Raw genomic sequence first — 22,285 nt, 5'->3', positions numbered from 1 at the left:
GTGGGAAAGCCGCGGGTCCCCGGGCCATACCCTCCGTCGTATGACCAGCTCTGGGACATCACGCTATGTGCGGCTACGAGTGGAATTGGTGATCGAGATCGACGACTCCGGTGCTCTGACCGGAGCGGCTCTCGAGCGGATCGCCGACGACGAGTTCATGCCCGACGACGAGCGCACTCACGCGCGGTCGGCGGTCGCTGAGGACGAGGCGGAGGCCCTGGCCTACCTGGTGGACCCGGCCGACCTGGTCGGCGAGGTGCCGGGGATCGAACTCGCCCAGGCGTCGTGGAGCAGCGAGCAGATCGAGTACGACCCCGACTCCGAGGACTGGGAGCTCGACGACGACGAGGACGACGAAATCGGGGGTTACGAGGGCGGTCCGGACGGTTACCCGTTGCTGGACACCGACGGAGGGAACGGCCGGAGCGGCCCTGGCGCGGACCGGTAGGGGCATGTGACAGGCTTCGGGCCCCTGATCGCCGGGAAGGCGAACCGGGGCCCGCTCTTTCCCGTGCCTCGGTGTGCGGGTGACAATCGAATCGCGAAGCCGGATCGTGAACGGTGCAACCGACGGGGCGCGAGCAGCGTCGATCAGTGCGGGAGTGGGGTGTGACCGGCGGGCCGCGGCCCGTTGGGTGTTCCGGTGAGTGTTGTTCCCCACATCTTTCACGGATGTGGAACCGGATGACCTGAAATGGGGTTGTCCACAGTGGTTGATCAGGGGACTCGGCGACGATGGAGAAGCGTGTGATGACGGACAGCAAGCGGCGCAGCGGCCTCAAGGTCGCATCCGCGGTGCTCGGGGGCGTGCTGGTGCTGTCGGCCTGCGGCGGCGGGGACGACAAGGAAGCGACCGCCGAGAGCTCGAAGACGTCACAGGCCCAGATCGACGAGGCCGCCGCCAAGGAGGTCTCCAAGGCGCGAATAGAGATCTCGCCGAAGAACGGCGCGACCAACGCGAGCATCAACAACGCGGCCAAGGTCACCGTCGCCGAGGGGACCCTGACCGAGGTCACGATGACGACCCGCGACGGCACCGCCGTGGAGGGCACGCTCGCCGCCGACGGCAAGAGCTGGAAGCCGGACGCGCAGCTCGAGCGCTCCACCACGTACAAGATCTCCGCCACCGCGAAGGACGCCGCCGGGCTCGAGGCACACGAGAACGCGTCGTTCACGACCGTCTCGCCCGACAACAGCTTCATCGGCAACTTCACGCCGGAGGACGGCTCCACCGTCGGCGTCGGCATGCCGGTCTCGATCAACTTCAACAAGGCGATCACCGACCGCAAGGCCGTCCAGTCCGGCATCACCGTCACCTCCAGCAGCGGCCAGGAGGTCGTCGGGCACTGGTTCAACAGCCAGCGTCTGGACTTCCGCCCCGACCAGTACTGGGCCGAGAACTCGACCGTCACGCTGAAGCTCGCCCTGGACGGCGTCGAGGGCGCCGAGGGTGTCTACGGTGTCCAGCAGAAGACCGTCACCTTCAAGATCGGCCGCAACCAGGTCTCCACCGTGGACGCCGCCTCGAAGACCATGACGGTCACGCAGGACGGCAAGACGATCAAGACCATCCCGATCTCCGCCGGCTCCTCCGAGAACCCGACCTACAACGGTCAGATGGTGATCTCCGAGAAGTTCAAGGAGACCCGGATGAACGGCGCGACGGTCGGCTTCACCGACGACGACGGCAAGGGCGAGTACGACATCAAGGACGTCCCGCACGCCATGCGGCTGTCCACGTCGGGCACCTTCATCCACGGCAACTACTGGGGCCCGGACTCGGTCTTCGGCAGCGCCAACACCAGCCACGGCTGCGTGGGCCTGAACGACGTCAAGGGCGCCGGCGACGCGAAGCAGCCCGCCGCGTGGTTCTACAACAGCTCGATCATCGGTGACATCGTCATCGTCAAGAACTCCCAGGACACCACCATCAAGCCGGACAACGGCCTGAACGGCTGGAACATGGACTGGGCGCAGTGGAAGGCCGGCTCCGCCGTCTGACCCGCCCCCCTGATCCGTACGGTGGCGGCACCCGCGAAGGGTGCCGCCACCGTCGTCTTTCCGGTCGGCGGGTGGCCGGGGCGACGCTGCCGCGGCGTGCGTTCCACCAGCGTGCGGGGTCGTGTTTCGCCGCGGGCGCAACTCCCCTTGCTGCACGGGCGGCTGCGCACTTCTACTGTGGAGAGGTGAGCAGCCACGAGACGAACCGAGCCCGTGTCGTTCCCCTCCGCCCGGTGGCGGCACCCGCGCCGGACCCCGCGGACTCCGCCGGGCGGCCCGGCGGAGAGCCGCTCTGGCGGGACGTCGTCGGGGGCGTCCTGCGCCGCGAACGGCTTGCGCAGGAACGCACCCTCAAGGACGTGGCGGACGAAGCCCGGATCTCGGTGCCGTACCTCTCCGAACTCGAACGCGGCCGCAAGGAGGCCTCCTCCGAGATCCTGGCCGCCGCCGCGCACGCACTCGGCTTCGGCCTCGCGGACCTGCTCGCGCTGTCCCACCGCGAGCTCGTCCGCCCGGTCCGTTCCACCACCACCCGGCTCGGCCGGTCCGTGGGCACTTCACGGCAGGGGGATGTGCGCCTCGCCGCGTGAGTGCCGGCCCGCCCCGCACCCCCGCTCTCCGCGTTGAGCTGGGCGAACACGGTGGACGGCAGTCGCCGCGGGGCTTATCTTCCCCTAGGCGGCCGCGCGGTCGGGCGCCGCGGCGGTGCCCCTGGGGAGGGAGCGCCCGTCAATCTCCAGGGGGGTCGCTCCACCATGCTGTGCAACAACTGCCGTAGACAGACGGCGACGACCGACGACGGCCGCTGCGCCGACTGCCTGATGTCCAGAACCGGTGAGGGGACCGTCTCCACCGGATGGGGAAAGCCGGGGCTGACGCCCATCGTGAAGGCGCCGACACCGACGCAGGCGCCAGGGGTCATGCGCTCGCCGGTGGGACTGGGCCGTGCGGTGATCGTGCTGCTCGGTCTCGTCGTCCTCACCGATCTCGCCGCGATCGGTGCCGAACTCAACATGCGTTCCCTGTACGCGCCGCTGGTGGACGGGGACCACACCGCCTACACGACGACGGCGGCCGAGCGCGCCGACCGGTTCATGTACCTGTCCACGTCGCTGCAGGTGATGGCGGAACTCGCCACGATCGTCGTGTTCATCATCTGGTTCCACCGTGTGCGGACGAACGCCGACGTCCTCGCGCACAGCGTGTTCACCCGGGGCCCCGGCTGGGCGATCGGAGGGTGGTTCATTCCGATCGCCAACCTGTGGATACCCCGTCGGATCGCCATCCAGATCTGGACCGCGAGCCGGGCCCATCCGTACGAGGGCGCCGCGCACGAGCCCTGTACACCCGTGAACATGTGGTGGGCGGGCTTCATCACCACCTGGCTGGTCGCGCGTGCGGCCGGCCGGCAGTACACCGCCGCCCAGGACGCCGAGGAGATCGTCTCCGCGGTCGAGATGCTGGTCGCGTCGGAGTCCGTGGACATCGCCGCCGCCGTACTGACCATGCTCTTCGTGCACAGGCTCACCGGCATGCAGCGCGCCCGGGCGGCGGAAGGCACGGCGACGCGGGAGACCGGTCAGCCCTCGGACGTGGAGACTCCGGGAGGGAAGACGACGCCCGTGCCCCCCATGCCGCAGTAGCCCGCCGGGTTCCGGTGCAGATACTGCTGGTGGTGGGCCCGGGCCGGATAGAACGGGTGCTCACCGGCAGGCAGGATCTCGGTGGTGATCGTGCCGTGGCCGGAGGCGGACAGGATCTCCTGGTACGCGTCACGGGACTTGTGCGCGCAGGACGCCTGCGCGGCGGAGTGGGTGAAGAGGATCGACCTCACATGGGTGCCGATGTCGTTGCCCTGGCGGAAACCCTGAGTGGGGTCGTGGGACTCCCAGAACAGCCTCAGCAGGGCGGCGTAGGACACCTTCGCCGGGTCGAACACGACGCGTACTGTCTCCGCGTGCCCGGTCCGACCCGTGCGGATCTCGTCGTCGACCGGGTACGGCGTGAAACCGCCCTGGAAGCCGGTCACGGTGGTCCGTACGCCGGCCGTCTGCCAGAACCTGCGTTCGGCGCCCCAGAAGCAGCCGAGGGCGAAGTCGGCGATCTCGAGACCCTCGGGCCAGGGCCCCTGCAACGGGGTCCCCAGCACCGCGTGCCGTTCAGGGACCTCGTAAGCAGGCGCGGAGCGCCCCGGCGGTGCCTCCTCGGGGGTGGGCAGACGCAGGTCCCGGCTCCTGGCGAACGTCATGACGGCCCCTTGCTCCGTGTCGCGGTACGCGCTGCTGATACCGCCATTGTCCGGACACCGGGCGCCGGGGCACACCCGAAGATCAGCCGTTTTCGGCCCACCGCGACGTCATGTCCGGGCGGCCGAGCGGCCCGGTCACGACGTGCCGCGGGGTGGCTCAGGCGTCCCCCGACGGGGCCACGCCGATCGGGCAGGACACCCCCGTGCCGCCGATGCCGCAGTAGCCTCCCGGGTTCTTGTCGAGGTACTGCTGGTGGTACGCCTCTGCCGGGTAGAACGGGCGGCCCTGTGCCGGGAGGATCTCCGTGGTGATCGTGCCGTGGCCGGAGCCCGTCAGGACCTTCTGGTACGCCTCGCGGGACGCCTCTGCCGCCGCGGCCTGGGCGGGGGAGTGGGTGTGGATCGCCGAACGGTACTGGGTGCCGACGTCGTTGCCCTGGCGGAAGCCCTGGGTCGGGTTGTGCGACTCCCAGAACAGCTTCAGCAGGGACTCGTACGGGACGACCGCCGGGTCGAAGACCACGCGGACCGCCTCCGTGTGGCCCGTCAGGCCCGAGCAGGCCTCCTCGTACGTGGGGTTCTCGGTGTAACCGCCCTGGTAGCCGACGAGGGTCGTCCACACGCCCTCGGTCTGCCAGAACTTGCGCTCGGCGCCCCAGAAGCAGCCCAGTGCGAAGTCCGCGGTCTCCAGGTGCTCGGGGTAGGGGCCCAGCAGCGGGTTCCCGAGGACGGTGTGGCGTTCGGGGACCGTGAAGGACGGTTCGGAGCGGCCCTTGAGGGCCTGCTCGGGGGTGGGCAGCACGGGCGTACGGCCGAAGAGCATGGCTGGTTCTCCTTCACGGTGACGGCACCGGGGACAACGTCCCGGTGCCGTCCGGAATTCCGGCGGTCCCTCGGGGCGCGGCCCGATGACCGTCATGTCGGAGGGCCACCGGTCCGCCGGGCCGGTGGCGCCGCTCGCCGTACGCGCGGGCCACAGTCCGCCGGGCCGGTGGCGCCGCTCGCCGCACGCGCGGGCCACAGGTCCGCCGGGCCGTCAGTGCGGCAGTGTCGCGGGGCTGCCGCCGTTCGCCTCGTAACCGGCGACCGCCAGGGCCCGGTAGATCGTGTAGGCGCCCGCCGGGTCGGGCTCCGTGGTCCAGGGCAGCGCGCCCACATGGCCGTCGACCCGCATCAGCTGGTGCATCGCCTCCGCCCACCGTTCGGCGTTCACCAGGAACACGACGAGCAGGTGGCGTACGTGGGCCAGCATCGGGTCGTCGGAGCGCGCGGAGTGCACCGCGTACAGCGCGCCCTCCATGGCCTTGGTGACCACGGCGCTCTGGTAGAAGGAGTTCACGAGGTTCACCTCGGGCAGGTGCTCGTAGACCGCGAAGAGCGGCAGGGCGGCCAGCAGCGAGCCGTGCGGGGCGCGCGCCGCGGCGGTCGTGGAGAAGTGGTCGGCCTCCTCGCGCGAGCCGTGCCACTTCTCGCACAGGTAGTGCAGCGCGGCCAGGTGCGCCCCCATGTGCTCGGGCGCGCGGTCGACGACCTTGGCCCACACCTGGTCGAACTGCTCGTGGCTGTAGCCCAGGCCGCGTGCGACGGCCAGCTCCGTGATGTACGGGACGGGGTCGCCGGGCGCCAGGAGCGCGGCCTCGCCGCAGACCTTCGCGGCCTCCTCGAGGATGATCCGGAAGTCGTCCTGGCCCGCGCTGGAGGAGCGCCAGGCCTGCTGCACCAGGAACTCCGCGTGGACCTGTGCGGCGCCCGCGTCCTTGGGTGCCTCCGAGCGCCAGTTGCGCAGCCACGCGCCGCCGATGCCGGGCTGCTGGGCCAGCTCGAGGGAGGCTGCGCCGGCGAAGGCCTGGACGCGCTGCCAGCGCTGCTCGCCCTCCTTGGGCGTGCCCGCGAGCAGTTGCGCGGCGGCCTTCCAGTCCTGCGTGCGCTGGACGACCTCCAGCACGTCGAAGAGGTCCTGGTCCGGTCCGGGCATCCGGACGTCCAGCAGCTCCTGGCGCACGAAGCCGTACGCCGCCGGGTCGGCCGCGTCCGGTGAACCGGGCCGGGCGAGCTGGATGCGGTTGCGGCGGCTCCGTACGAACGGACCGATGACCACGACCAGCATGCACAGCGCGATCAGGAACCAGAGAATCTCCATGTGTCCATTGTCCCGGACGCATACGGCGGTCGGCCACGGCCCGCCCTTCACGGGACTACGCTCGTTTCCCATGAGCGACCAGCACAGCTTGCACAGCTTCGAGACCCGCGCCATCCATGCGGGCAACACCGCGGATCCGCTGACCGGCGCGGTCGTCCCGCCGATCTACCAGGTGTCCACCTACAAGCAGGACGGCGTGGGCGGCCTGCGCGGCGGTTACGAGTACAGCCGCAGCGCCAATCCCACGCGCAGTGCGCTGGAGGAGAACCTCGCCGCGATCGAGGGCGGTCGGCGGGGCCTCGCCTTCGCGTCCGGACTCGCGGCGGAGGACTGCCTGCTGCGTACGCTGCTGCGCCCCGGTGACCACGTGGTGATCCCGAACGACGCGTACGGCGGCACGTTCCGGCTCTTCGCCAAGGTGGTCGAGCGGTGGGGCGTGGACTTCTCCGTGGCCGACACCTCCGACCCGGCGGCGGTGCGGACCGCGATCACCGACCGTACGAAGGTGATCTGGGTCGAGACGCCGTCGAACCCGCTGCTCGGCATCACCGACATCGCGGCCGTCGCGGACATCGCGCGCACGGCCGGCGCGAAGCTCGTCGTCGACAACACCTTCGCAAGCCCCTATCTGCAGCAGCCGATCGCGCTCGGCGCCGACATCGTCGTCCACTCGCTGACCAAGTACATGGGCGGCCACTCGGACGTCGTCGGCGGCGGACTCGTCGCGGCCGACGCCGAGGTCGGCGAGGAGCTGGCGTACCACCAGAACGCGATGGGCGCGGTCGCCGGACCGTTCGACGCGTGGCTGGTGCTGCGGGGCATCAAGACACTGCCCGTCCGGATGGACCGGCACAGCGAGAACGCGACCCGGGTCGCGGAGATGCTCACCAGGCACCCGAAGGTCGAGCAGGTCCTCTACCCCGGGCTGCCCGAGCACCCGGGCCACGAGATCGCGGCGAAGCAGATGCGGGCGTTCGGCGGCATGGTCTCGTTCCGCGTCAAGGGCGGCGAGCAGGCGGCGGTCGAGGTCTGCGACCGGGCGAAGCTCTTCACCCTCGGCGAGTCGCTGGGCGGTGTGGAGTCGCTGATCGAGCACCCGGGCCGGATGACGCACGCGTCCGTCGTGGGCTCGGCGCTGGAGGTGCCGGCTGACCTCGTCCGGCTGTCCGTGGGCATCGAGGCGGCCGACGATCTCCTGGCCGACCTGCAGCAGGCGCTCGGCTGACCCGCTCCCGACATGCCGTCAGGTCCCCGGCGCGAGCCGGGGACCTGACGTTTTCCGGACCGGCGCCGGCGCGCGTCAGCGCCGGGTCAGACGCTCGCCTTCTCGTCCTCCAGGGAGTCACGGACCATCCGACGCAGCTCGGGGCTGTCGGCGTGCTCGTGGACGGAGACGGCGTGCTCGACGGCCGCCCGTACGACTTCCTCCTCCTCACCGCTGATGGTGAGGGTGCACCCGGAGACGCTCGGGGTGTTGCGGCAATCTGCGATTTTCCTGGTCATGTCGGCCTCCTGGGCTCGTTCCATGCACCGCTGGTACCAGGATAGATCCGGACGAAGGGGTGGTCACCAGCCTTCGAGCGGCGGCGTTGTCTCGGACGGGGGGACGACCCAGGGCTGCGTCACCGTCGCCCACACGACGCAGGCGATCACCGCCGCGACCAGCAGCAGGATCCATGCCCTGCGCGCCGCCCGGTGGCGGCGCAGCCGCCGCGCGCCCTGCTCGGCCGCGCGCGGGCCGAGGCCGGGGGGAACGACGGGATGGGCGGTGTCCATCATCCGCCGGACCTCGTCCTCCTTGCGCTCGGGCCCGTTCACGACACCGGCCCCGCCGCCCGCGCCGCCCGCGCCGTCCCCGCCGCCCTCGCCGCACCTGCCGTCCCCGCCGCCCGCGCCGCTCTCATGACGCCGCCTTCAGGACGGCGCTGCGGCGCTGCGCGCGCGGGCCGCTGCGCATGGTGGCGACCGCCCGGCTGCAGATGGCCCGTACCCGGTCCGCGGGCAGGCCGATGATCGCCGCGGTCTGCTCCTCGGCCACACCCTCGTACAGGCGCAGCACGAGAATCAGACGTTCCTGCGGGGAGAGCCTGTCCAGTACGCCGCCCTGCGCCCGGTGGTGGCGCCAGGCGCTGCGGGAGAAGCGGACGGCGAGTTCCTGACGGGTGTGGTTGTACGGGTCCTCGCCGCGCAGCCGGTCCCAGTCGGCGTAGGTGCGGGCCAGAGAACCGGTCAGCAGCCGCTGCGCGTGCGGGTTGGCGGTCGCGGGCTCGGCCGTGAGCAGTGTCGCGGCGTGCAGCAGCCGGCCGGCCGCGCCCGCCACGAAGGCCTCGAATTCCTGGGCGCGGCGGCGGTCCATGGCCGAATTCCGCTCGCTCACGTCCTCATATAGTGCCCGCCGGGGGCCCTGGGTCAAGAGGTCGGCGGGGTCTCCGTCTCCCCGGCCGGCAGTCCGGCCTGCCGTACGGAGAGAGCCGTGTTGAACCGGGTGAGCAGAGTGCAGAACGATTCCCGCTCGCTCTCCGTCCAGCCGTCGGTGACCTGGGCCATCAGCTCGCGCCGCGAGTCGCGGACCTCTTCGAGCCGCGCCTGGCCGCGCGGGGACAGCTGGAGCACGACGGCACGGCCGTCCTCCGGGTGCGAGGTGCGTTTGACGAGGCCGGTGTCGACGAGCGGCGCGACCTGCCTGGTGACGGTCGAGGAGTCGATGCCCATCCCGGCGGCGAGCGCCTTGACGCCCATCGGGCCTTCGATGTCGAGGCGGTTGAGCAGCAGATACGCGGCCCGGTCCATGGAGTTGCGGACCTGACCGACTCCGCCGAGCCGTGTCTGCTCCGCCCGGCGTGCGAACAGGGCCACCTGATGCTGGAGGGCATCGAGGAGACCGGCGCCGGGGCCGCCGGGAGGTTCGGAGGAGGGGTTCCCCCGAGAGGCAGGCGCAGTGGTCGTCATGTCCTGAGAAGTGGGCATGGCTGCGGGGGCTCTCTTGTGCGGTGGTCGATTGGTGGGGGACAGAGTACGCGGCCCCGGGGCCGCGCGTACCTGCGCTGCACAATCCGGTACGGGGCCCGGCCCGGGATGCGGACGGCACGGCCCGAAGGGGCCCGAACTGCCAGACTTGACCACATGAGCTTCCGTACGTCGCAGAACCTTCCCGCCGTGATCCTCGACGACATCCGTGGGGCGCAGAAGATGCTGTCCGGCGTCGCCAGAGTCACCGCGATGGAGGGCAGCAGGCACCTGACGCACCTGGTGGGAGCGCCTGTCCACCTCAAGTGCGAGAACCTGCAGCGCACCGGCTCGTTCAAGCTCCGCGGAGCGTACGTACGCATCGCCGGCCTGCGGCCGGAGGAGCGGGCCGCGGGGGTCGTCGCGGCCTCCGCCGGCAACCACGCGCAGGGTGTGGCGCTGGCGTCGTCGCTGCTGGGCGTCCGGTCGACGGTCTTCATGCCGGTCGGCGCGCCGCTACCCAAGGTCGCCGCGACCAGGGAGTACGGGGCCGATGTCCGTATGGAGGGGCAGGTGGTGGACGAGACGCTGGCCGCCGCGGAGGAGTACGCGCGGGAGTCGGGCGCGGTCCTCATCCACCCCTTCGACCACCCGGACATCGTCGCCGGCCAGGGCACGGTGGGCCTGGAGATCCTCGAGCAGTGCCCGGAGGTGCGGACGATTCTCGTGGGGGTCGGCGGCGGCGGTCTGGTGGCCGGCATCGCGGTCGCCGTGAAGGCGCTGCGCCCCGATGTGTTGGTGATCGGCGTGCAGGCGGAGGGCGCGGCCGCTTACCCGCCGTCGCTGGCGGCCGGTCACCCGGTGTCCATCCCGACGCCGTCGACGATGGCGGACGGCATCAAGGTGGGGCGCCCCGGTGACGTGCCCTTCAAAATCATTGGCGATCTTGTCGACGACGTCCGTACGGTCTCCGAGGACGCGCTCTCCAGTGCGCTGCTGCTCTGCCTCGAGCGGGCGAAGATGGTGGTCGAGCCGGCCGGGGCGAGCACGGTCGCCGCGCTGCTGAGCGATCCGCGGTCCTTCGAGGGCCCGGTCGTCGCCCTGCTGTCGGGCGGCAACGTGGATCCGCTGCTGATGCAACGCATCCTGCGGCACGGCATGGCGGCGGCGGGCAGGTACCTGTCGCTGAGGGTGCGGCTGACGGACCGGCCGGGTGCGCTGGCAGGTCTTCTCGGCCAGTTGTCAGTGGCGGATGCCAATGTTCTCGATGTGAGCCATGTACGGACCGACCCGCGGCTCGGGCTCACGGAGGTGGAGGTGGAGCTGCACCTGGAGACGAAGGGACCCGAGCACTGCGAGGACGTCGCGGCGACGCTGCGCGCGGCGGGTTACACGGTGATGGGCTGAGGACTTCCGAGGCAGGCGGCGACGGTACGGGGCGCCTGCGGAAGACCGGCGCCCTTGTCGCGGACCCGAGGCGGGGCACGGACGCGACACATCTTGAGCAACGCGATATATCGCATTACTGTGTGGGGTCTGCATGGTCCCGCCAGGCCCGTCGGGGGGCGGGCAAAGAGTCTTGAGCGCGGAAACCCATTCATCTGTCACCCTGGGAGACCTCTATGCCAGGCGCCATCTACGCCGAAGGTCTTGTGAAGACCTTCGGCGATGTAAGGGCACTGGACGGCGTCGATCTCGACGTCCCCGAAGGCACGGTCCTGGGACTTCTCGGCCCCAACGGCGCCGGCAAGACCACGACCGTTCGTGTACTGACCACCCTGCTCCAGCCCGACAGCGGCTCCGCCGTCGTCGCCGGCATCGACGTCCTCAAGCACCCCAACGAGGTGCGCAGGTCCATCGGCCTGTCCGGCCAGTTCGCCGCGGTCGACGAGTACCTGACCGGCCGTGAGAACCTCCAGATGGTCGGGCAGCTCTACCAGTTGAGCGCGCGCGACGCGAAGGCGCGGGCCGTCCAGCTGCTCGAGCGCTTCAACCTGGCCGACGCCGCGGACCGCCCCGCCAAGACCTACTCCGGGGGTATGCGCCGCAGGCTCGACCTGGCCGCGGCCCTGGTCGTCTCCCCGCCCGTGATGTTCATGGACGAGCCGACGACCGGACTCGACCCGCGCAACAGGCAGCAGTTGTGGGAGGTCATCGAGGAGCTGGTCGCCGGCGGCACGACCCTGCTGCTCACCACGCAGTACCTCGAGGAGGCCGACCGCCTCGCACACGACATCTGCGTCATCGACCACGGCAAGGTCATCGCCCGCGGCACGTCGGACCAGTTGAAGGCGCGCACCGGCGGCGAGCGCGTCGAGGTCGTGGTGCACGAGCCCGAGCAGATCGCCCCGGCCCGAGAGGTGCTCACCGGCTACGGCAAGGGCGAGGTCGCCGTCGCCGAGCACACCCGCAAGCTCACGATCCCCGTCGCGGGCGGCGCCAAGCTGCTCGCGGAGGTCATCCGCGACCTCGACGCCCGGGGCGTGGAGATCGACGACATCGGCCTGCGCCGCCCGACCCTCGACGACGTCTTCATCTCGCTGACCGGCCACGCGGCAGAGGCCGCGGAGGGCAACGGCGAGGACGGGGGCGACGGCTCCGGCCACAGGCCCAGGAAGGAGAGCGCGAAGTGAGCGTCACAACGGATGCCGCCCCGATCGCGGCGCCCCGCCCACGGGGCGGCATCGGGCAGTCGGTCACCGACTCACTGGTCGTGGCCAAGCGCAATCTGATCAGGATGATGCGCATCCCCGAGATGGTCATCTTCGGCCTCGTCCAGCCGATCATGTTCGTCGTGCTCTTCACGTACGTCTTCGGTGGTTCCATCGCGGTCGGCGGCTCCACGACGGCCGCCGACTACCGCGAATTCCTGATGGCGGGAATCTTCGCCCAGACCGTCACCTTCGCGACGGCCGGCGCGGGCGCGGGCATCGCCGACGACATGCACAAGGGCCTCATCGACCGGTTCCGGTCGCTCCCCATGGCCCGGGGCGCCGTCCTCACCGGCCGCACGCTCGCCGACCTCGTGCAGACCGCGCTCACCCTCGTGGTCCTCGCGGTGGTCGCGCTGATCGTCGGCTGGCGGGTGCACGAGAACATCGGCAAGGTGCTGCTCGGTTTCCTGCTGCTCCTGCTGCTCGGCTACGCCTTCTCGTGGATCGGGGCGCTGATCGGTCTCACGGTGCGCACCCCCGAGGCGGCCACCTCCGGTGGACTGATCTGGCTCTTCCCGCTGACGTTCGTCTCCAACGCCTTCGTGGACGCCAACAACATGCCCGGCTTCCTGCGGCACATCGCCGAGTGGAATCCGTTCAGCGCCACCGTGCAGGCGTGCCGCGAACTGTTCGGCAATCTGCCGCCCGGCTTCGAGGCCGCTGACGCGTGGCCGATGCAGCACCCGATCCTGGCGTCGGTGCTGTGGTCGGTGCTGATCCTGGTGATCTTCCGGACCCTCGCGGTCCGCAAGTACCGCTCCGCCGCCGCCTGACAGCACGAGGAAGGGGCCGGACCGCGTCACGCGGTCCGGCCCCTTCCTGCGTATGCGCGTCGCCCGCGGCTCAGCCGGAGTACGGCTTGGCCGCGAGGATCTTCACCGAGGCGGACCTGCCGTTCGGCAGCTCGTACTCGGCGTCGTCGCCGACCTTCTTGCCGTTCACGCCGACGCCCAGCGGCGACTGCGGCGAGTAGGTCTCGATGTCGGAGCTCGCGTACTCGCGGGACGCCATCAGGAACGTCAGGGTGTCGTTCTCGTCGCCGTCGAACGCGATCGTGACGACCATGCCGGGCTCGACGACGCCGTCGTCGGCAGGGGCCTCGCCGACCTTCGCCTTGTCCAGGAGCTGGGTCAGCTGGCGCACACGGAGCTCCTGCTTGCCCTGCTCCTCCTTGGCCGCGTGGTACCCGCCGTTCTCCCGCAGGTCCCCCTCCTCACGCGCTGCCTCGATCTTCTTGGCGATCTCGGTGCGCGCGGGACCAGACAGGTACTCCAGCTCGGCCTTGAGCTGGTTGTACGCCTCCTGGGTAAGCCAGGTGACGTTGTCGCTGGTCTGGGTCACAGGTGCTCCTCGTAGGTACTGGGAATACAAAGCATCGCCCTACCAAGAAGGATGTGCCTCCATGGGCGGGCGAAACCACGAGCCTAACAATTCCGGCGGGAAAGGGGGAGGAGATAAGCCCTCGAAGATGAGAAGGGCCAGCTCAGCGGCGTGTGCGGGGTGTCACGCGGCGTTGCAGCCGATGAGTTCCGCGGCCGTGGCCTGCCGGGTCGTACGGATCTTCACGACCTCGTCGATACGGCTCTCGCCCCGCTGTTCGATCCGCACGTCGAGCCGGCCGACCTCGCCGCCGTCCTCCGCGAGGGCACGCAGCATGCAGCTGCCCGTGGCCTGCGCGTCCTTGCGGACCTCGAGATGCACCTGGACCTCGTCGGCGCCCTCCGAGACGTCGAACTTGATCACTTCGGCGCTGATCGCCGTACCGGCGACGTAGTCGTACCCGAACCAGCTCACCAGACCGAGCATGCCCGCTCCGAGCACGGCCCCCACGATCTTCAGCCTGCGGTCCGCGCGCTCGTCCGCCGAGCGCCCGTAGCGCCCCTCCGGGAGCTTCTCGCCGACAGCCGCCATGATCGTTCCTTTCGAGAGCCGGAGGCAGGAATTTTCCGTCCGCCGATTCGGTCACTATAGAAGTTGCACGACGCGACTATTCATTGAGGATCGAGTCTTGACTGAGCAGCTGCGACTGATGGCCGTGCACGCCCACCCCGACGACGAGTCGAGCAAGGGCGCGGCGACGATGGCCAAGTATGTGTCCGAGGGGGTGGACGTGCTGGTCGTGACCTGCACGGGAGGCGAGCGCGGCTCCATCCTCAATCCCAAGCTCCAGGGCGATGCCCATATCGAGGAGAACATCCACGAGGTCCGCAGGAAGGAGATGGACGAGGCCCGGGAGATTCTCGGCGTCAAGCAGGAGTGGCTCGGCTTCGTCGACTCCGGCCTGCCGGAGGGCGACCCGCTGCCGCCGCTGCCCCAGGGCTGCTTCGCCCTCGAGGACATCGACAAGGCGGCCGGCGAGCTGGTGCGCAAGATCCGTGACTTCCGTCCGCAGGTCATCACGACCTACGACGAGAACGGCGGCTACCCGCACCCCGACCACATCATGACCCACAAGATCTCGATGGTGGCGTTCGAGGGCGCGGCCGACGCGGAGAAGTTCCCGGAGTCCGAGTACGGGCCGGTCTTCCAGCCGCAGAAGCTCTACTACAACCAGGGCTTCAACCGGCCCCGCACCGTCGCGCTCCACGAGGCGCTGCTGGAGCGTGGCCTCGAGTCGCCGTACGGGGAGTGGCTGGAGCGCTGGAAGGAGTTCCAGCGCGAGGAGCGGACGCTGACCACGTACGTACCGTGCGCCGAGTACTTCGAGACCCGTGACCGGGCGCTGATCGCGCACGCCACGCAGATCGACCCCGAGGGCGGCTGGTTCCGCGTCCCGATGGCGATCCAGCAGGAGGTCTGGCCGACGGAGGAGTACGAGCTGGCGAAGTCGCTCGTCGATACCTCCCTCCCCGAGGACGACCTCTTCGCGGGCATCCGCGACAATGCCTGACATGAGCGCAAGCGCAAACCTCGCAATGACTCACATGGCCACCCTTGCCAAGGAGCTCGACGAGAACAAGGTCACCCCCGGTGTCCTGGGCTTTCTCGTCTTCGCGGCGCTGGCGGTGGGCGTGTGGGCCCTGATGAAGTCCATGAACCGCCACATGGGTCGTGTGAACTTCGAGGAGGAGCCGGAGCCGGAGACGGCCGGCGCCTCCAAGAAGCAGGCCGGCGGCTCGGCGGCCTAGGGGGCCGTACGTCGTTGCCGGCGTGACTCCGCGGCACCGGGTGCTGCCGTGGAGTCACGCTGTGCGCCGTACCCGATCTCCCCGGTGACGCCCGCCCGGCCGCCGTCAGGTACGGGCCCGCTCTCCGGATCGCGTCCCGGAGCAGGCCGCCCGACCGTCCGGCTCGCCGACCCGTACTCCGCCTGCCGCCGGACCCGGTGCTCACACGCCGTCCGGCACCGCGTACCCCGGCACCGACGGCCACCGCACCGTCAGCACCACCGAGTCCTCCTCGGCGACCCACGAGTGGTCGACGCCCCGCCCCCACACCGCATAGTCGCCCTGCTCCACGAGCAGGACGTCCCGGCCGGGGAGGCGGACCCGGAAGCGGCCGCTGATCAGCACGAGCAGCGCCGTCCGCCGTTCACCCCGCACCCACAGCGCCCGCTCGTCACCGCGTGGGTGGACGCCCCACTTGATCTCCACGGCCTCACTGTGCCGAGCGTCGCCGGCGTCCTTGAAGTGCCCGAGCAGCCAACCCCGGTCCAGCGCCGCGTCCTTGCCCGCGTTGCCCGTGTACACGCCGTCGTGGTCGTTCATCCGGGCGACGCTACCGTCCGCCGGCACGGAGGCGGCTCCGTGGACGCGGGCGGGTGCCGGCGGCCACCACCGCCACGGTCACCGCTCGAAGGTGGCGAGGCAGGAGCGGACGAAGTCCTGGAGAGCCGGACCGGTGGCCGAGGACGGGGGCCAGGCGACACCGACGTGGGAGGGGGAGAGGCCGGTGACCGGGCGGTAGGTGACGCCGGGGCGGGGATAGAAGCGGGCGGAGGCCGCGGGCGTGAGGCTGACGCCGTGGCCGCCCGCGATCGCCGCCAGCCACTCGTCCGTGTTGCGGGCGACGGCGCCGATCCGGGCGGTGCGGCCGTCGTCGGTGTCGTCGCCGACCCAGAAGTCCCGCCACCTCCCGGTTTCCGGCGGGGCCGCCACGAACGGCTCGTCGCGCAGCCGGTCGAACGGCACCTCGTCCAGCGCGGCCAGCGGATGGGCGTCCCACAGGGCGACCCAGCGCGGCTCGGTGAAGAGGACCTCGACACGGAAGGCGTCGTCGCCGGGGAACGGCACGCGGACCAGCGCCGCGTCGACCACGCCGTCGGCGAGGCCCGCGGACGGGTCGGTCCAGTCGGTGTGCCGCAGGGCGACCTGCCAGTCCGGGCGGCGGCGCGCGAACTCCGCGAGGATCGTCTGCGTCGACTCGTTGGCTGCGCTCGCGACGAAACCGACCCGCAGGACACGGGCCTCCCGCCCCGCCGCGCCCTGGGTTTCGCGGACCGCCCGGTCCCAGTGGGACAGCACTCCGGCCGCCTCGCCGGCCAGAGCGCGGCCCGCTTCGGTGAGTCGCATTCCGGCGCGGGAGCGGGTGAACAGCGAAGCACCCAGCAGTGTCTCCAACTGCCTGATCTGCTTGGTCAGAGTCGGCTGCGCCACGAAGAGCCGCTCGGCGGCGCGCGTCAGATTCCCCTCCTCGGCCACGGCGGTGAAGGAGCGCAGCAACCGGGTGTCGATGTCCATGCCGCCAGGTTATGGAAACGGCTATTGGACGCGCTCACGGCGGCTCGTCAGGGTTGATGTCACGGGGCGTCAGCGCCCCTCCTTCGCCCTCCTCCCGTCCGCCTGGAGTCCGGTCATGTCCACGGCCTACGTCGTCCTCACCCTCCTCGCCGCCGCCACCAGCGGCTACTCGGCGGCCAACCATCTGATCCGCCCCCGGTGGATTATCGACAACCTGACGAGCTACGGAGTGCCGCTCACCTGGGTCCCCGCGCTGGGTCTCCTCAAAGGGGCCGGTGTGCTCGGGCTGCTGATCGGCCTCGGATGGGGCCCGATCGGCGTCGCGGCGTCCGTGGGGCTGATCCTGTACTACGCGGGTGCGATGCTCGTGATCGCACGCTCGGGCCGGTGGGCCCATCTGGTCGCCCCCCTGCCGTTCCTCCTGCTGGTCGCCGCGTCCCTGGTGCTGGGCCCGGGGACGGCCTGAGCGGACGGGCCTGAACGACGGCCTGAACGGACGGCCACAACCAACGGACGGCCTCGACCAACGGACGGCGCCGTCCCGCCCGGCGAGGGCCCGCGCGCGTCAGGGCGGTTCCGGCCGGACGCCTCGCCTCAGCCGACCGGGACGCCCATGACCTCCCGCGCGTGCCGGTTCGGCACCAGGCCCAGGGACCAGGCCTGCCAGCCGTCCTCGAGGCGGACACCGCGGTCGAGCATCACCGCCAGGGTCTCCGCGCAGTCCTCCACCTTCGCGTCGCGCGACGGGTGCCCGGCGGCCAGCAGCCGGGTCAGCTCCTCCTGGGCCACCACGGTGCCGATCTCGGTTCCGCCGGGCGAGGCGTACGGCAGGAGGGTGCAGCGAAGGAAGCGGGCCCAGTCGGCGCCGCGTTCGTCGCCGTACGAGGCGAACAGGGCGGCCGACTCGTCGCACAGCTCCAGCGCCTGCGCGGCCCGGTTGTTCCCGGCGTCGATCATCGCGAGCTCCAGGCAGGTCCATGCCTGCCCGTGGGCGACGCCGATGCGGGCGAAGTCGGAGCGGGCGTCGACGAGGAGCTGCCGGGCGAAGCCCGAGTTGCGCAGGCTGCCCGTCCGGGCCGCGAGCTGGTCGCGGGTGACCCGGCCCGAGTGGTGCCGGGCGCAGGCCAGCCCGTACACGTCCCTCATGCGGGAGAACATGGTGCGTGCGCGTTCCAGTTCGCGTACCGCCTGGTCGCGGTCGCCGGTCTCCTCCAGGGCCTGGCCGAGGTAGTACAGGGTCCAGGCCTCGCCCCGCGCGTCCTCGTTCTCGCGGTGCCGGGCCAGGGCGTGGCGCAGTTCGTCGAGGGCGGGGGCCGGGTCGCCGTCGACCAGTCCGGCCCGTGCGAGCTGGGTCAGCGCCCAGGCCTCCCCGCGGCCGTCGCGGGTGCGGCCGTACAGGTCGAGCGCGGCCCGGAGTTCCGACCGCGCGCCCGGTACGTCGCCCATGCGCAGACACACCTGGCCCCGGTGGTACAGCGTCCACGCCTCGCCGTGCAGGGACTCGCCCTCGCGGTGCAGCGCCAGCGCCGCCTCCAGCAGCCGCAGCGCCTTCGCGAGGTTCGAACGGTCGCGTTCCACGGCGGCGAGGGCGTGCAGCGACCAGGCCCTGTCCTCCGCCTGCTCGGGCGAGGACTGGAGCTCGATCGCCTCGTTCAGCTTGGCCGCGGCCTCGGCGAGATTGCCCTGGTGGTGCAGCGTGATCCCGAGCGAGCACAGCGCGAGCGCCGCACCGGCGTCCTGATGGGCCTCGCGGTACAGGCCGACCACCGACGACAGCGTCGTGCGCGCCGTGTCCAGCTCACCGAGCTGCCGGGCGGCGATACCCGTGCGCCAGCGCACCGACCGCTCCAGCAGCCCCTGGTCCACGGCCTGCGTGAGCTCGCTGATCTCGCCCAGCCGGTACAGGTCGCCGCGCAGCAGGCAGTAGTCGCACAGTGCGCCGAGCAGCCGGAGCACGGCCTGCTGGTCCACGCCCTCGGCGTTCCGCAGCGCCGACGTGATGAAGCTCGACTCGTCGTCCAGCCAGCGCAGTGCCGACTCGAGCGAGGGGAAGCCGTACGCCCCGAACTGCCCGGCCCGGGTGGACATCTTCCCGTCGACCATTCGGATCACGGCGCCGGCCAGCTCCGCGTAGTTGTGGATCAGCCGTTCCTGCGCGGCGGCGCGGTCGGCGGCGTCCTCCTCGTCCAGCAGCCGGGCCCTGGCGAAGACGCGGACCACGTCGTGCAGCCGGTAGCGCGACGACCTCACACGGTCGATCAGGCCGGCCTGCCCGAGCACCCCCAGCAGTCGTTTCGCCTCCTTCTCGTCGGTGGCCAGCAGCGCCGCCGCGGCGGCCGGGCCGAGTGACGCACGGCCCGCCAGCGCGAGGCGGCGCAGCAGCCGCCGTGCCGACTCGGACTGGTCCGTGTAGCGCAGCCACAGGGCCCGCTCGACCGGATCCACCGGCCCGTAGGCGCCGAGGTCCGCCGCCAGACGGTCCGCGGAGCGCTCGCCGAGCGAGGAGCCCGCGATCCGCAGCGCCAGCGGCAGCCCGCCGCACAACTGTCCGATGTCGTCGGTCGACTGCGCGTCGTACGGTCCCAGGGACGGCTCCGCCGCGGCGGCGCGCAGCAACTCCTCCGCACCCGCCGGGTCCAGTGCCTCCACGGGCAGCTGATGGACCCTGGCCGGGATGTCGTCGGGCAGGTCGAGCGGGGCGCGGGCGGTCACCAGCACCAGGCTGTCCGACCGCTGCGGCACCAGCGTGCGCACCTGGGCCGCGTCGGTCGCGTCGTCGAGCACCACCGTCACCGGCAGTCCGGTCAGGTGCTGGTGGTACAGCTCGCCGAGCCGCCGCACCTGCTGCTCGTCCGAGGAGCGTTCCCTGAACAGCAGTTGTTCGCGGGGCGCGCCCAGCCGGTTCAGCAGGTGCAGCAGCGCGTCGCGGGTCGGCAGCGGCTGCTCGCCCTCACCTCGCAGGTCCACCACGCACGCACCGCGGAACAGGTCCTTCAGGTGGTGCGCGGCCCGTACCGCGAGTGTCGTGCGTCCCGAGCCCTGAGCGCCGTGCAGCACCACCACGACCGGAAGGGTCTGCGTCGCCGCGCGTGCGGCGTGCACCCACTGGGTGATCCGCGCCATCTGCTCCCTGCGGCCGGCGAAGGGCTCCTCGGGCTGCGGGAGATGGCCGAAGGACTGCTCCAGCACGGACCGGCGGCGTGCGGCGGCGGACCGGTCGGCGCCGCGCAGCTGCGGCGACACGGCCGCCTTCTTGGCGGCGTGCGGCCGGGTCGAGGCGGCGAGCATCCGCTGCTGGTCGAGGAACGGGCGTATGCCCCGTACCTCCAGCGCCGTCAGCCACTGCAGCCGCAACTGCTCCGTACCGCCCGGCTGGGCGAGCGCGCCCGCCCTGCGGTGGGCGGCGGGCCAGTGGGAGGCGGTCACCTTGGCGACGGTCGTCGCCGCCCCTGCGACGGCGACGACGGCACCGGCGCCGAGGGCGGTGCCGGGCGCCGTCCCGAGGGCGACGTCCGCGCCGAACGCCGCGACGGCCGCGACGGCGGTGACCACGGCGGGCGTTCCGATGTTCTTCCGGTTCAGCCGCTCGGACAGCGGCCGCTGCTCGGCCTCGGTCTCCGCCAGGGCCTGCTCGTACGCGGCGTACTCCTCGCCGGCGCTCGCCGCCATCCCGTCCAGGGCGGCCCGCCCCCGGGCGAGCAGGGTCCCCGCGTCGGAGCTGCCGCCCGACCGCCGTACCTCCTCCTCGACCGCCCGCCCCAACAGCCTTTCCGCTTCGGCCCGGTGGCTGTCCCTCATGCGCGTCCCCCGTCCCCCTGGAAAACCCGGATTCTGTGTTCGCTACCCAGATGTCGCGTCGTCAAGTGTCGTGGCGCCGTGGAGGATGTGCGAGGGGTTCCGGCGGCGGGGCAGGTGAGCGGGGTGTCACACTGGCGGTTCTTCCGGGATTCCGGGACGCCGGGATCCGGGCCGTGCGAGGGGGACCGGGATGGGTCTGGTGATCGAGAGCCGGGCGTCGGAGCTGCCGTACATCGAGCGTGTGTGGCGCAGCCGGAGCGACGACGTCGCCCGGATGATGTCGGTCGCGACGTCCCACTGGGAGCTGGTGTTCTGGGAGCACCGGGGCAGGACGCAGGCCGCCGTGCTGGGCCCGGAGCCGAGGGCGTCCCGGGCAGCGGTGCCCGAGGACGCCGTCTTCTTCGGGATCAGTTTCGCGCTGGGCACGTCGATGCCGCACATCCCCGTCAGCAGCCTGGTGGGCGGCAACGCGGAGCTTCCCGACGTGACACGGCGTTCGCTGTGGCTGAAGGGTTCGGCCTGGCATGTTCCGGACTACGACAACGCGGAGGCGTTCGCCCTGCGGATGGTGCGCGAGGGGATCGTGGACCAGGACCCGATCGTGCCCGCCGTGATCGGCGGCGCCCGCCCGGACGTCTCACCACGCACGCTGCAGCGGCGCTTCGTCGCGGCGACCGGCCTGACGCAGGGCGCCGTCCGGCAGATCCAGCGCGCGCGGGAGGCGGCGGTACTGGTGCGGGAGGGGGTGCCGGCCCAGGACGTCGTCCACCGGCTGGGGTACTTCGACCAGCCGCACCTGGCACGGTCCTTGAGCCGGTACATCGGCCGGACCGCCACTCGGCTGAGTTCACCGCAGGGCGCGGAGCCGCTGTCGCTTCTGTACAAGCCCTGAGCCCCGGCCCGGCCTAGTGTTCACGACGTGGCCGGCAAAGGCGGCCCGCCCCGGCCGCGGCGCCGTCACGGCCGGGACGGACAGCGGACTCCGCACTCATCGGGCTCCGCTCATCATGGAGGAATCATGCGCAAGGTTGTCTCGGGTCTGTTCGTCTCGCTCGACGGTGTCGCGCAGGCCCCGAACGAGTGGCAGTTCGCGTTCGACGAGGAGATGGGCGCGGCGCTGAGCAACACGCTGGAGACCGCGGACACGATCCTGCTGGGCCGGGTGACGTTCGCCGAGTGGGCCGGGTACTGGCCCACCGTGACCAGCGGCGAGGACGCCGGCTTCGCCAAGTGGATCAACGAGTCGCCGAAGTACGTGTTCTCGTCGACGCTGGACAGCGTCGACGACTGGGCGAACAGCACCCTGGTCGAGGGCGATCTCGTGACCGCGGTCAACGAGCTCAAGTCGGGCGAGGGCAAGGACATCACCGTCGCCGGGAGTCCGACGCTGGTGCGCTCGCTGCTGGAGCAGGACCTGCTGGACGAGCTGGTGCTGCTGATCCACCCGGTGGTGGCCGGCGAGGGCCGCAGGAAGCTGTTCACCGACGACATCGCGATGAAGAAGCTGGAGCTGGTGAGCGCCGAGCCGACCAGCAGCGGCGTGATCATCGCGACCTACCGCCCGGTGCGCTGACAGGGCGCGGGCCGGGCGGGCGGGCCCGCGTACGGGCTCGGAGCGTGCCGGGGCCGACCTCGACCGCGAGGGGCGCCACCGCCTTCACGCCCGTGAACCCGTCCCCGCCCCGGTGGACGCGGGCCGCCGGACCGAGGACGTACGTACAGGCCCGGGCAGGCGCCGCCCGCCCGCAGTGTCCCTGCA

The 22,285-nt window shown here is 71.3% G+C and carries 25 protein-coding genes; 13 read left to right on the top strand and 12 right to left on the bottom strand.

Features of this window, described 5'->3' with window-relative positions; genetic code table 11:
- The first annotated feature begins 40 nt into the window (after positions 1–40).
- From ACFYV1_RS12860 to ACFYV1_RS12845, 4 genes are all read left to right on the top strand, one after another.
- A complete protein-coding gene (locus ACFYV1_RS12860) occupies positions 41–448 on the top strand; it encodes a hypothetical protein (protein ID WP_389395510.1) in 408 nt (135 codons plus the stop codon).
- Positions 449–735: 287 nt separating this feature from the next.
- Positions 736–2,001 carry an Ig-like domain-containing protein gene (locus ACFYV1_RS12855; protein WP_389395509.1) on the top strand — a complete coding sequence of 422 codons (1,266 nt, stop codon included), beginning with the start codon at positions 736–738 and terminating at the stop codon, positions 1,999–2,001.
- Between the two features lie 185 nt (positions 2,002–2,186).
- The gene (locus tag ACFYV1_RS12850) at positions 2,187–2,591 is read left to right on the top strand and encodes a helix-turn-helix domain-containing protein (protein WP_389395508.1); all 405 of its coding nucleotides are present in this window, start codon (positions 2,187–2,189) and stop codon (positions 2,589–2,591) included.
- Positions 2,592–2,822: 231 nt separating this feature from the next.
- Positions 2,823–3,644: a DUF4328 domain-containing protein gene (locus tag ACFYV1_RS12845; RefSeq protein WP_389395507.1), complete on the top strand. Its 822-nt coding sequence runs from the start codon at positions 2,823–2,825 to the stop codon at positions 3,642–3,644.
- Here ACFYV1_RS12845 and msrA (ACFYV1_RS12840) read toward each other — a convergent pair.
- From msrA (ACFYV1_RS12840) to ACFYV1_RS12830, 3 genes are all read right to left on the bottom strand, one after another.
- Positions 3,581–4,249: a peptide-methionine (S)-S-oxide reductase MsrA gene (msrA, locus tag ACFYV1_RS12840; RefSeq protein ID WP_389395506.1), complete on the bottom strand. Its 669-nt coding sequence runs from the start codon at positions 4,247–4,249 to the stop codon at positions 3,581–3,583. The genes ACFYV1_RS12845 and msrA (ACFYV1_RS12840) overlap by 64 nt on opposite strands.
- A gap of 157 nt (positions 4,250–4,406) precedes the next feature.
- Positions 4,407–5,072 (bottom strand): peptide-methionine (S)-S-oxide reductase MsrA, encoded by a 666-nt coding sequence (gene msrA, locus ACFYV1_RS12835; protein WP_389395505.1) that lies wholly within the window; start codon positions 5,070–5,072, stop codon positions 4,407–4,409.
- Positions 5,073–5,285: 213 nt separating this feature from the next.
- Positions 5,286–6,389 (bottom strand): hypothetical protein, encoded by a 1,104-nt coding sequence (locus ACFYV1_RS12830; RefSeq protein ID WP_389395504.1) that lies wholly within the window; start codon positions 6,387–6,389, stop codon positions 5,286–5,288.
- 70 nt (positions 6,390–6,459) lie between these two features.
- On the opposite strand from ACFYV1_RS12830, the gene ACFYV1_RS12825 reads away from it, so the two are divergent.
- The gene (locus ACFYV1_RS12825) at positions 6,460–7,614 is read left to right on the top strand and encodes a cystathionine gamma-synthase (RefSeq protein ID WP_389395503.1); all 1,155 of its coding nucleotides are present in this window, start codon (positions 6,460–6,462) and stop codon (positions 7,612–7,614) included.
- Positions 7,615–7,700: 86 nt separating this feature from the next.
- On the opposite strand, the gene ACFYV1_RS12820 is transcribed toward ACFYV1_RS12825, so the two are convergent.
- The 4 genes from ACFYV1_RS12820 to ACFYV1_RS12805 form a co-directional block, all read right to left on the bottom strand.
- Entirely contained in the window at positions 7,701–7,892 is a 192-nt protein-coding gene (locus ACFYV1_RS12820; RefSeq protein ID WP_389395502.1) for a DUF1059 domain-containing protein, read from the bottom strand.
- A 63-nt stretch (positions 7,893–7,955) separates the two neighbouring features.
- On the bottom strand, positions 7,956–8,207 hold the full coding sequence (locus ACFYV1_RS12815; RefSeq protein ID WP_389395501.1) for a hypothetical protein: 252 nt from the start codon (positions 8,205–8,207) through the stop codon (positions 7,956–7,958).
- A gap of 82 nt (positions 8,208–8,289) precedes the next feature.
- Positions 8,290–8,766 (bottom strand): sigma factor-like helix-turn-helix DNA-binding protein, encoded by a 477-nt coding sequence (locus ACFYV1_RS12810; RefSeq protein WP_389395500.1) that lies wholly within the window; start codon positions 8,764–8,766, stop codon positions 8,290–8,292.
- 32 nt (positions 8,767–8,798) lie between these two features.
- Positions 8,799–9,356: a MarR family winged helix-turn-helix transcriptional regulator gene (locus tag ACFYV1_RS12805; RefSeq protein WP_389395499.1), complete on the bottom strand. Its 558-nt coding sequence runs from the start codon at positions 9,354–9,356 to the stop codon at positions 8,799–8,801.
- Between the two features lie 156 nt (positions 9,357–9,512).
- Between ACFYV1_RS12805 and ilvA the strand changes: the two genes are divergently transcribed.
- The 3 genes from ilvA to ACFYV1_RS12790 all read left to right on the top strand — a co-directional run bounded on the left by ilvA (position 9,513) and on the right by ACFYV1_RS12790 (position 12,822).
- Positions 9,513–10,742, top strand: coding sequence for a threonine ammonia-lyase (gene ilvA / locus ACFYV1_RS12800; protein ID WP_389395498.1), 1,230 nt, complete (start codon positions 9,513–9,515; stop codon positions 10,740–10,742).
- 215 nt (positions 10,743–10,957) lie between these two features.
- Positions 10,958–11,968 (top strand): ATP-binding cassette domain-containing protein, encoded by a 1,011-nt coding sequence (locus ACFYV1_RS12795; protein ID WP_389395497.1) that lies wholly within the window; start codon positions 10,958–10,960, stop codon positions 11,966–11,968.
- A complete protein-coding gene (locus ACFYV1_RS12790) occupies positions 11,965–12,822 on the top strand; it encodes an ABC transporter permease (protein WP_389395496.1) in 858 nt (285 codons plus the stop codon). The genes ACFYV1_RS12795 and ACFYV1_RS12790 overlap by 4 nt, the downstream gene beginning before the upstream one ends.
- 70 nt (positions 12,823–12,892) lie before the next feature.
- Here the strand turns inward: ACFYV1_RS12790 and greA are convergent, their stop codons facing one another.
- Entirely contained in the window at positions 12,893–13,390 is a 498-nt protein-coding gene (gene greA, locus ACFYV1_RS12785; RefSeq protein WP_389395495.1) for a transcription elongation factor GreA, read from the bottom strand.
- A 162-nt stretch (positions 13,391–13,552) separates the two neighbouring features.
- Positions 13,553–13,960 (bottom strand): DUF4307 domain-containing protein, encoded by a 408-nt coding sequence (locus ACFYV1_RS12780; protein ID WP_389395494.1) that lies wholly within the window; start codon positions 13,958–13,960, stop codon positions 13,553–13,555.
- 97 nt (positions 13,961–14,057) lie between these two features.
- Here ACFYV1_RS12780 and mca point away from each other — a divergent pair, with 97 nt between their 5' ends.
- Together mca and ACFYV1_RS12770 are read left to right on the top strand one after the other, a co-directional pair.
- Positions 14,058–14,939 carry a mycothiol conjugate amidase Mca gene (mca, locus tag ACFYV1_RS12775; RefSeq protein ID WP_389395493.1) on the top strand — a complete coding sequence of 294 codons (882 nt, stop codon included), beginning with the start codon at positions 14,058–14,060 and terminating at the stop codon, positions 14,937–14,939.
- Positions 14,932–15,177: a hypothetical protein gene (locus ACFYV1_RS12770; protein WP_389395492.1), complete on the top strand. Its 246-nt coding sequence runs from the start codon at positions 14,932–14,934 to the stop codon at positions 15,175–15,177. Before mca ends, ACFYV1_RS12770 begins: the two co-directional genes overlap by 8 nt.
- 201 nt (positions 15,178–15,378) lie before the next feature.
- On the opposite strand, the gene ACFYV1_RS12765 is transcribed toward ACFYV1_RS12770, so the two are convergent.
- On the bottom strand, positions 15,379–15,756 hold the full coding sequence (locus ACFYV1_RS12765) for a signal peptidase I (protein WP_389395491.1): 378 nt from the start codon (positions 15,754–15,756) through the stop codon (positions 15,379–15,381).
- 78 nt (positions 15,757–15,834) lie between these two features.
- Positions 15,835–16,728 (bottom strand): LysR family transcriptional regulator, encoded by an 894-nt coding sequence (locus ACFYV1_RS12760; RefSeq protein WP_389395490.1) that lies wholly within the window; start codon positions 16,726–16,728, stop codon positions 15,835–15,837.
- Positions 16,729–16,843: 115 nt separating this feature from the next.
- On the opposite strand from ACFYV1_RS12760, the gene ACFYV1_RS12755 reads away from it, so the two are divergent.
- Entirely contained in the window at positions 16,844–17,194 is a 351-nt protein-coding gene (locus ACFYV1_RS12755) for a DoxX family protein (RefSeq protein ID WP_389395489.1), read from the top strand.
- A 128-nt stretch (positions 17,195–17,322) separates the two neighbouring features.
- Here ACFYV1_RS12755 and ACFYV1_RS12750 read toward each other — a convergent pair whose 3' ends face one another.
- Positions 17,323–20,526: a tetratricopeptide repeat protein gene (locus ACFYV1_RS12750; RefSeq protein ID WP_389395488.1), complete on the bottom strand. Its 3,204-nt coding sequence runs from the start codon at positions 20,524–20,526 to the stop codon at positions 17,323–17,325.
- Between the two features lie 190 nt (positions 20,527–20,716).
- Between ACFYV1_RS12750 and ACFYV1_RS12745 the strand changes: the two genes are divergently transcribed.
- Entirely contained in the window at positions 20,717–21,418 is a 702-nt protein-coding gene (locus ACFYV1_RS12745; protein WP_389395487.1) for a helix-turn-helix domain-containing protein, read from the top strand.
- Positions 21,419–21,544: 126 nt separating this feature from the next.
- Positions 21,545–22,099: a dihydrofolate reductase family protein gene (locus tag ACFYV1_RS12740; protein ID WP_389395486.1), complete on the top strand. Its 555-nt coding sequence runs from the start codon at positions 21,545–21,547 to the stop codon at positions 22,097–22,099.
- The last annotated feature ends 186 nt before the right edge of the window (positions 22,100–22,285 follow it).

This window comes from Streptomyces sp. NPDC003023 (assembly GCF_042888225.1).
Lineage (GTDB): Bacteria > Actinomycetota > Actinomycetes > Streptomycetales > Streptomycetaceae > Streptomyces.
Note: the sequence above shows the minus strand (reverse complement) of the source record. Positions and strands in the feature narration are given on the sequence as shown.

Bases quoted from the DNA above. Each gene is read 5' to 3' on its own strand.
- ACFYV1_RS12780 (WP_389395494.1), bottom strand. From the start codon at position 13,960: ATGGCGGCTGTCGGCGAGAAGCTCCCGGAGGGGCGCTACGGGCGCTCG.
- ACFYV1_RS12745 (WP_389395487.1), top strand. From the start codon at position 20,717: ATGGGTCTGGTGATCGAGAGCCGGGCGTCGGAGCTGCCGTACATCGAG.
- ACFYV1_RS12845 (WP_389395507.1), top strand. From the start codon at position 2,823: ATGTCCAGAACCGGTGAGGGGACCGTCTCCACCGGATGGGGAAAGCCG.
- msrA (WP_389395505.1), bottom strand. From the start codon at position 5,072: ATGCTCTTCGGCCGTACGCCCGTGCTGCCCACCCCCGAGCAGGCCCTC.
- ACFYV1_RS12760 (WP_389395490.1), bottom strand. From the start codon at position 16,728: ATGGACATCGACACCCGGTTGCTGCGCTCCTTCACCGCCGTGGCCGAG.
- ACFYV1_RS12820 (WP_389395502.1), bottom strand. From the start codon at position 7,892: ATGACCAGGAAAATCGCAGATTGCCGCAACACCCCGAGCGTCTCCGGG.
- ACFYV1_RS12825 (WP_389395503.1), top strand. From the start codon at position 6,460: ATGAGCGACCAGCACAGCTTGCACAGCTTCGAGACCCGCGCCATCCAT.
- ACFYV1_RS12755 (WP_389395489.1), top strand. From the start codon at position 16,844: ATGTCCACGGCCTACGTCGTCCTCACCCTCCTCGCCGCCGCCACCAGC.
- ACFYV1_RS12805 (WP_389395499.1), bottom strand. From the start codon at position 9,356: ATGCCCACTTCTCAGGACATGACGACCACTGCGCCTGCCTCTCGGGGG.
- ACFYV1_RS12750 (WP_389395488.1), bottom strand. From the start codon at position 20,526: ATGAGGGACAGCCACCGGGCCGAAGCGGAAAGGCTGTTGGGGCGGGCG.
- ACFYV1_RS12765 (WP_389395491.1), bottom strand. From the start codon at position 15,756: ATGAACGACCACGACGGCGTGTACACGGGCAACGCGGGCAAGGACGCG.
- ACFYV1_RS12795 (WP_389395497.1), top strand. From the start codon at position 10,958: ATGCCAGGCGCCATCTACGCCGAAGGTCTTGTGAAGACCTTCGGCGAT.
- msrA (WP_389395506.1), bottom strand. From the start codon at position 4,249: ATGACGTTCGCCAGGAGCCGGGACCTGCGTCTGCCCACCCCCGAGGAG.
- ACFYV1_RS12855 (WP_389395509.1), top strand. From the start codon at position 736: ATGGAGAAGCGTGTGATGACGGACAGCAAGCGGCGCAGCGGCCTCAAG.
- ACFYV1_RS12830 (WP_389395504.1), bottom strand. From the start codon at position 6,389: ATGGAGATTCTCTGGTTCCTGATCGCGCTGTGCATGCTGGTCGTGGTC.
- ACFYV1_RS12860 (WP_389395510.1), top strand. From the start codon at position 41: ATGACCAGCTCTGGGACATCACGCTATGTGCGGCTACGAGTGGAATTG.
- ilvA (WP_389395498.1), top strand. From the start codon at position 9,513: ATGAGCTTCCGTACGTCGCAGAACCTTCCCGCCGTGATCCTCGACGAC.
- ACFYV1_RS12770 (WP_389395492.1), top strand. From the start codon at position 14,932: ATGCCTGACATGAGCGCAAGCGCAAACCTCGCAATGACTCACATGGCC.
- ACFYV1_RS12740 (WP_389395486.1), top strand. From the start codon at position 21,545: ATGCGCAAGGTTGTCTCGGGTCTGTTCGTCTCGCTCGACGGTGTCGCG.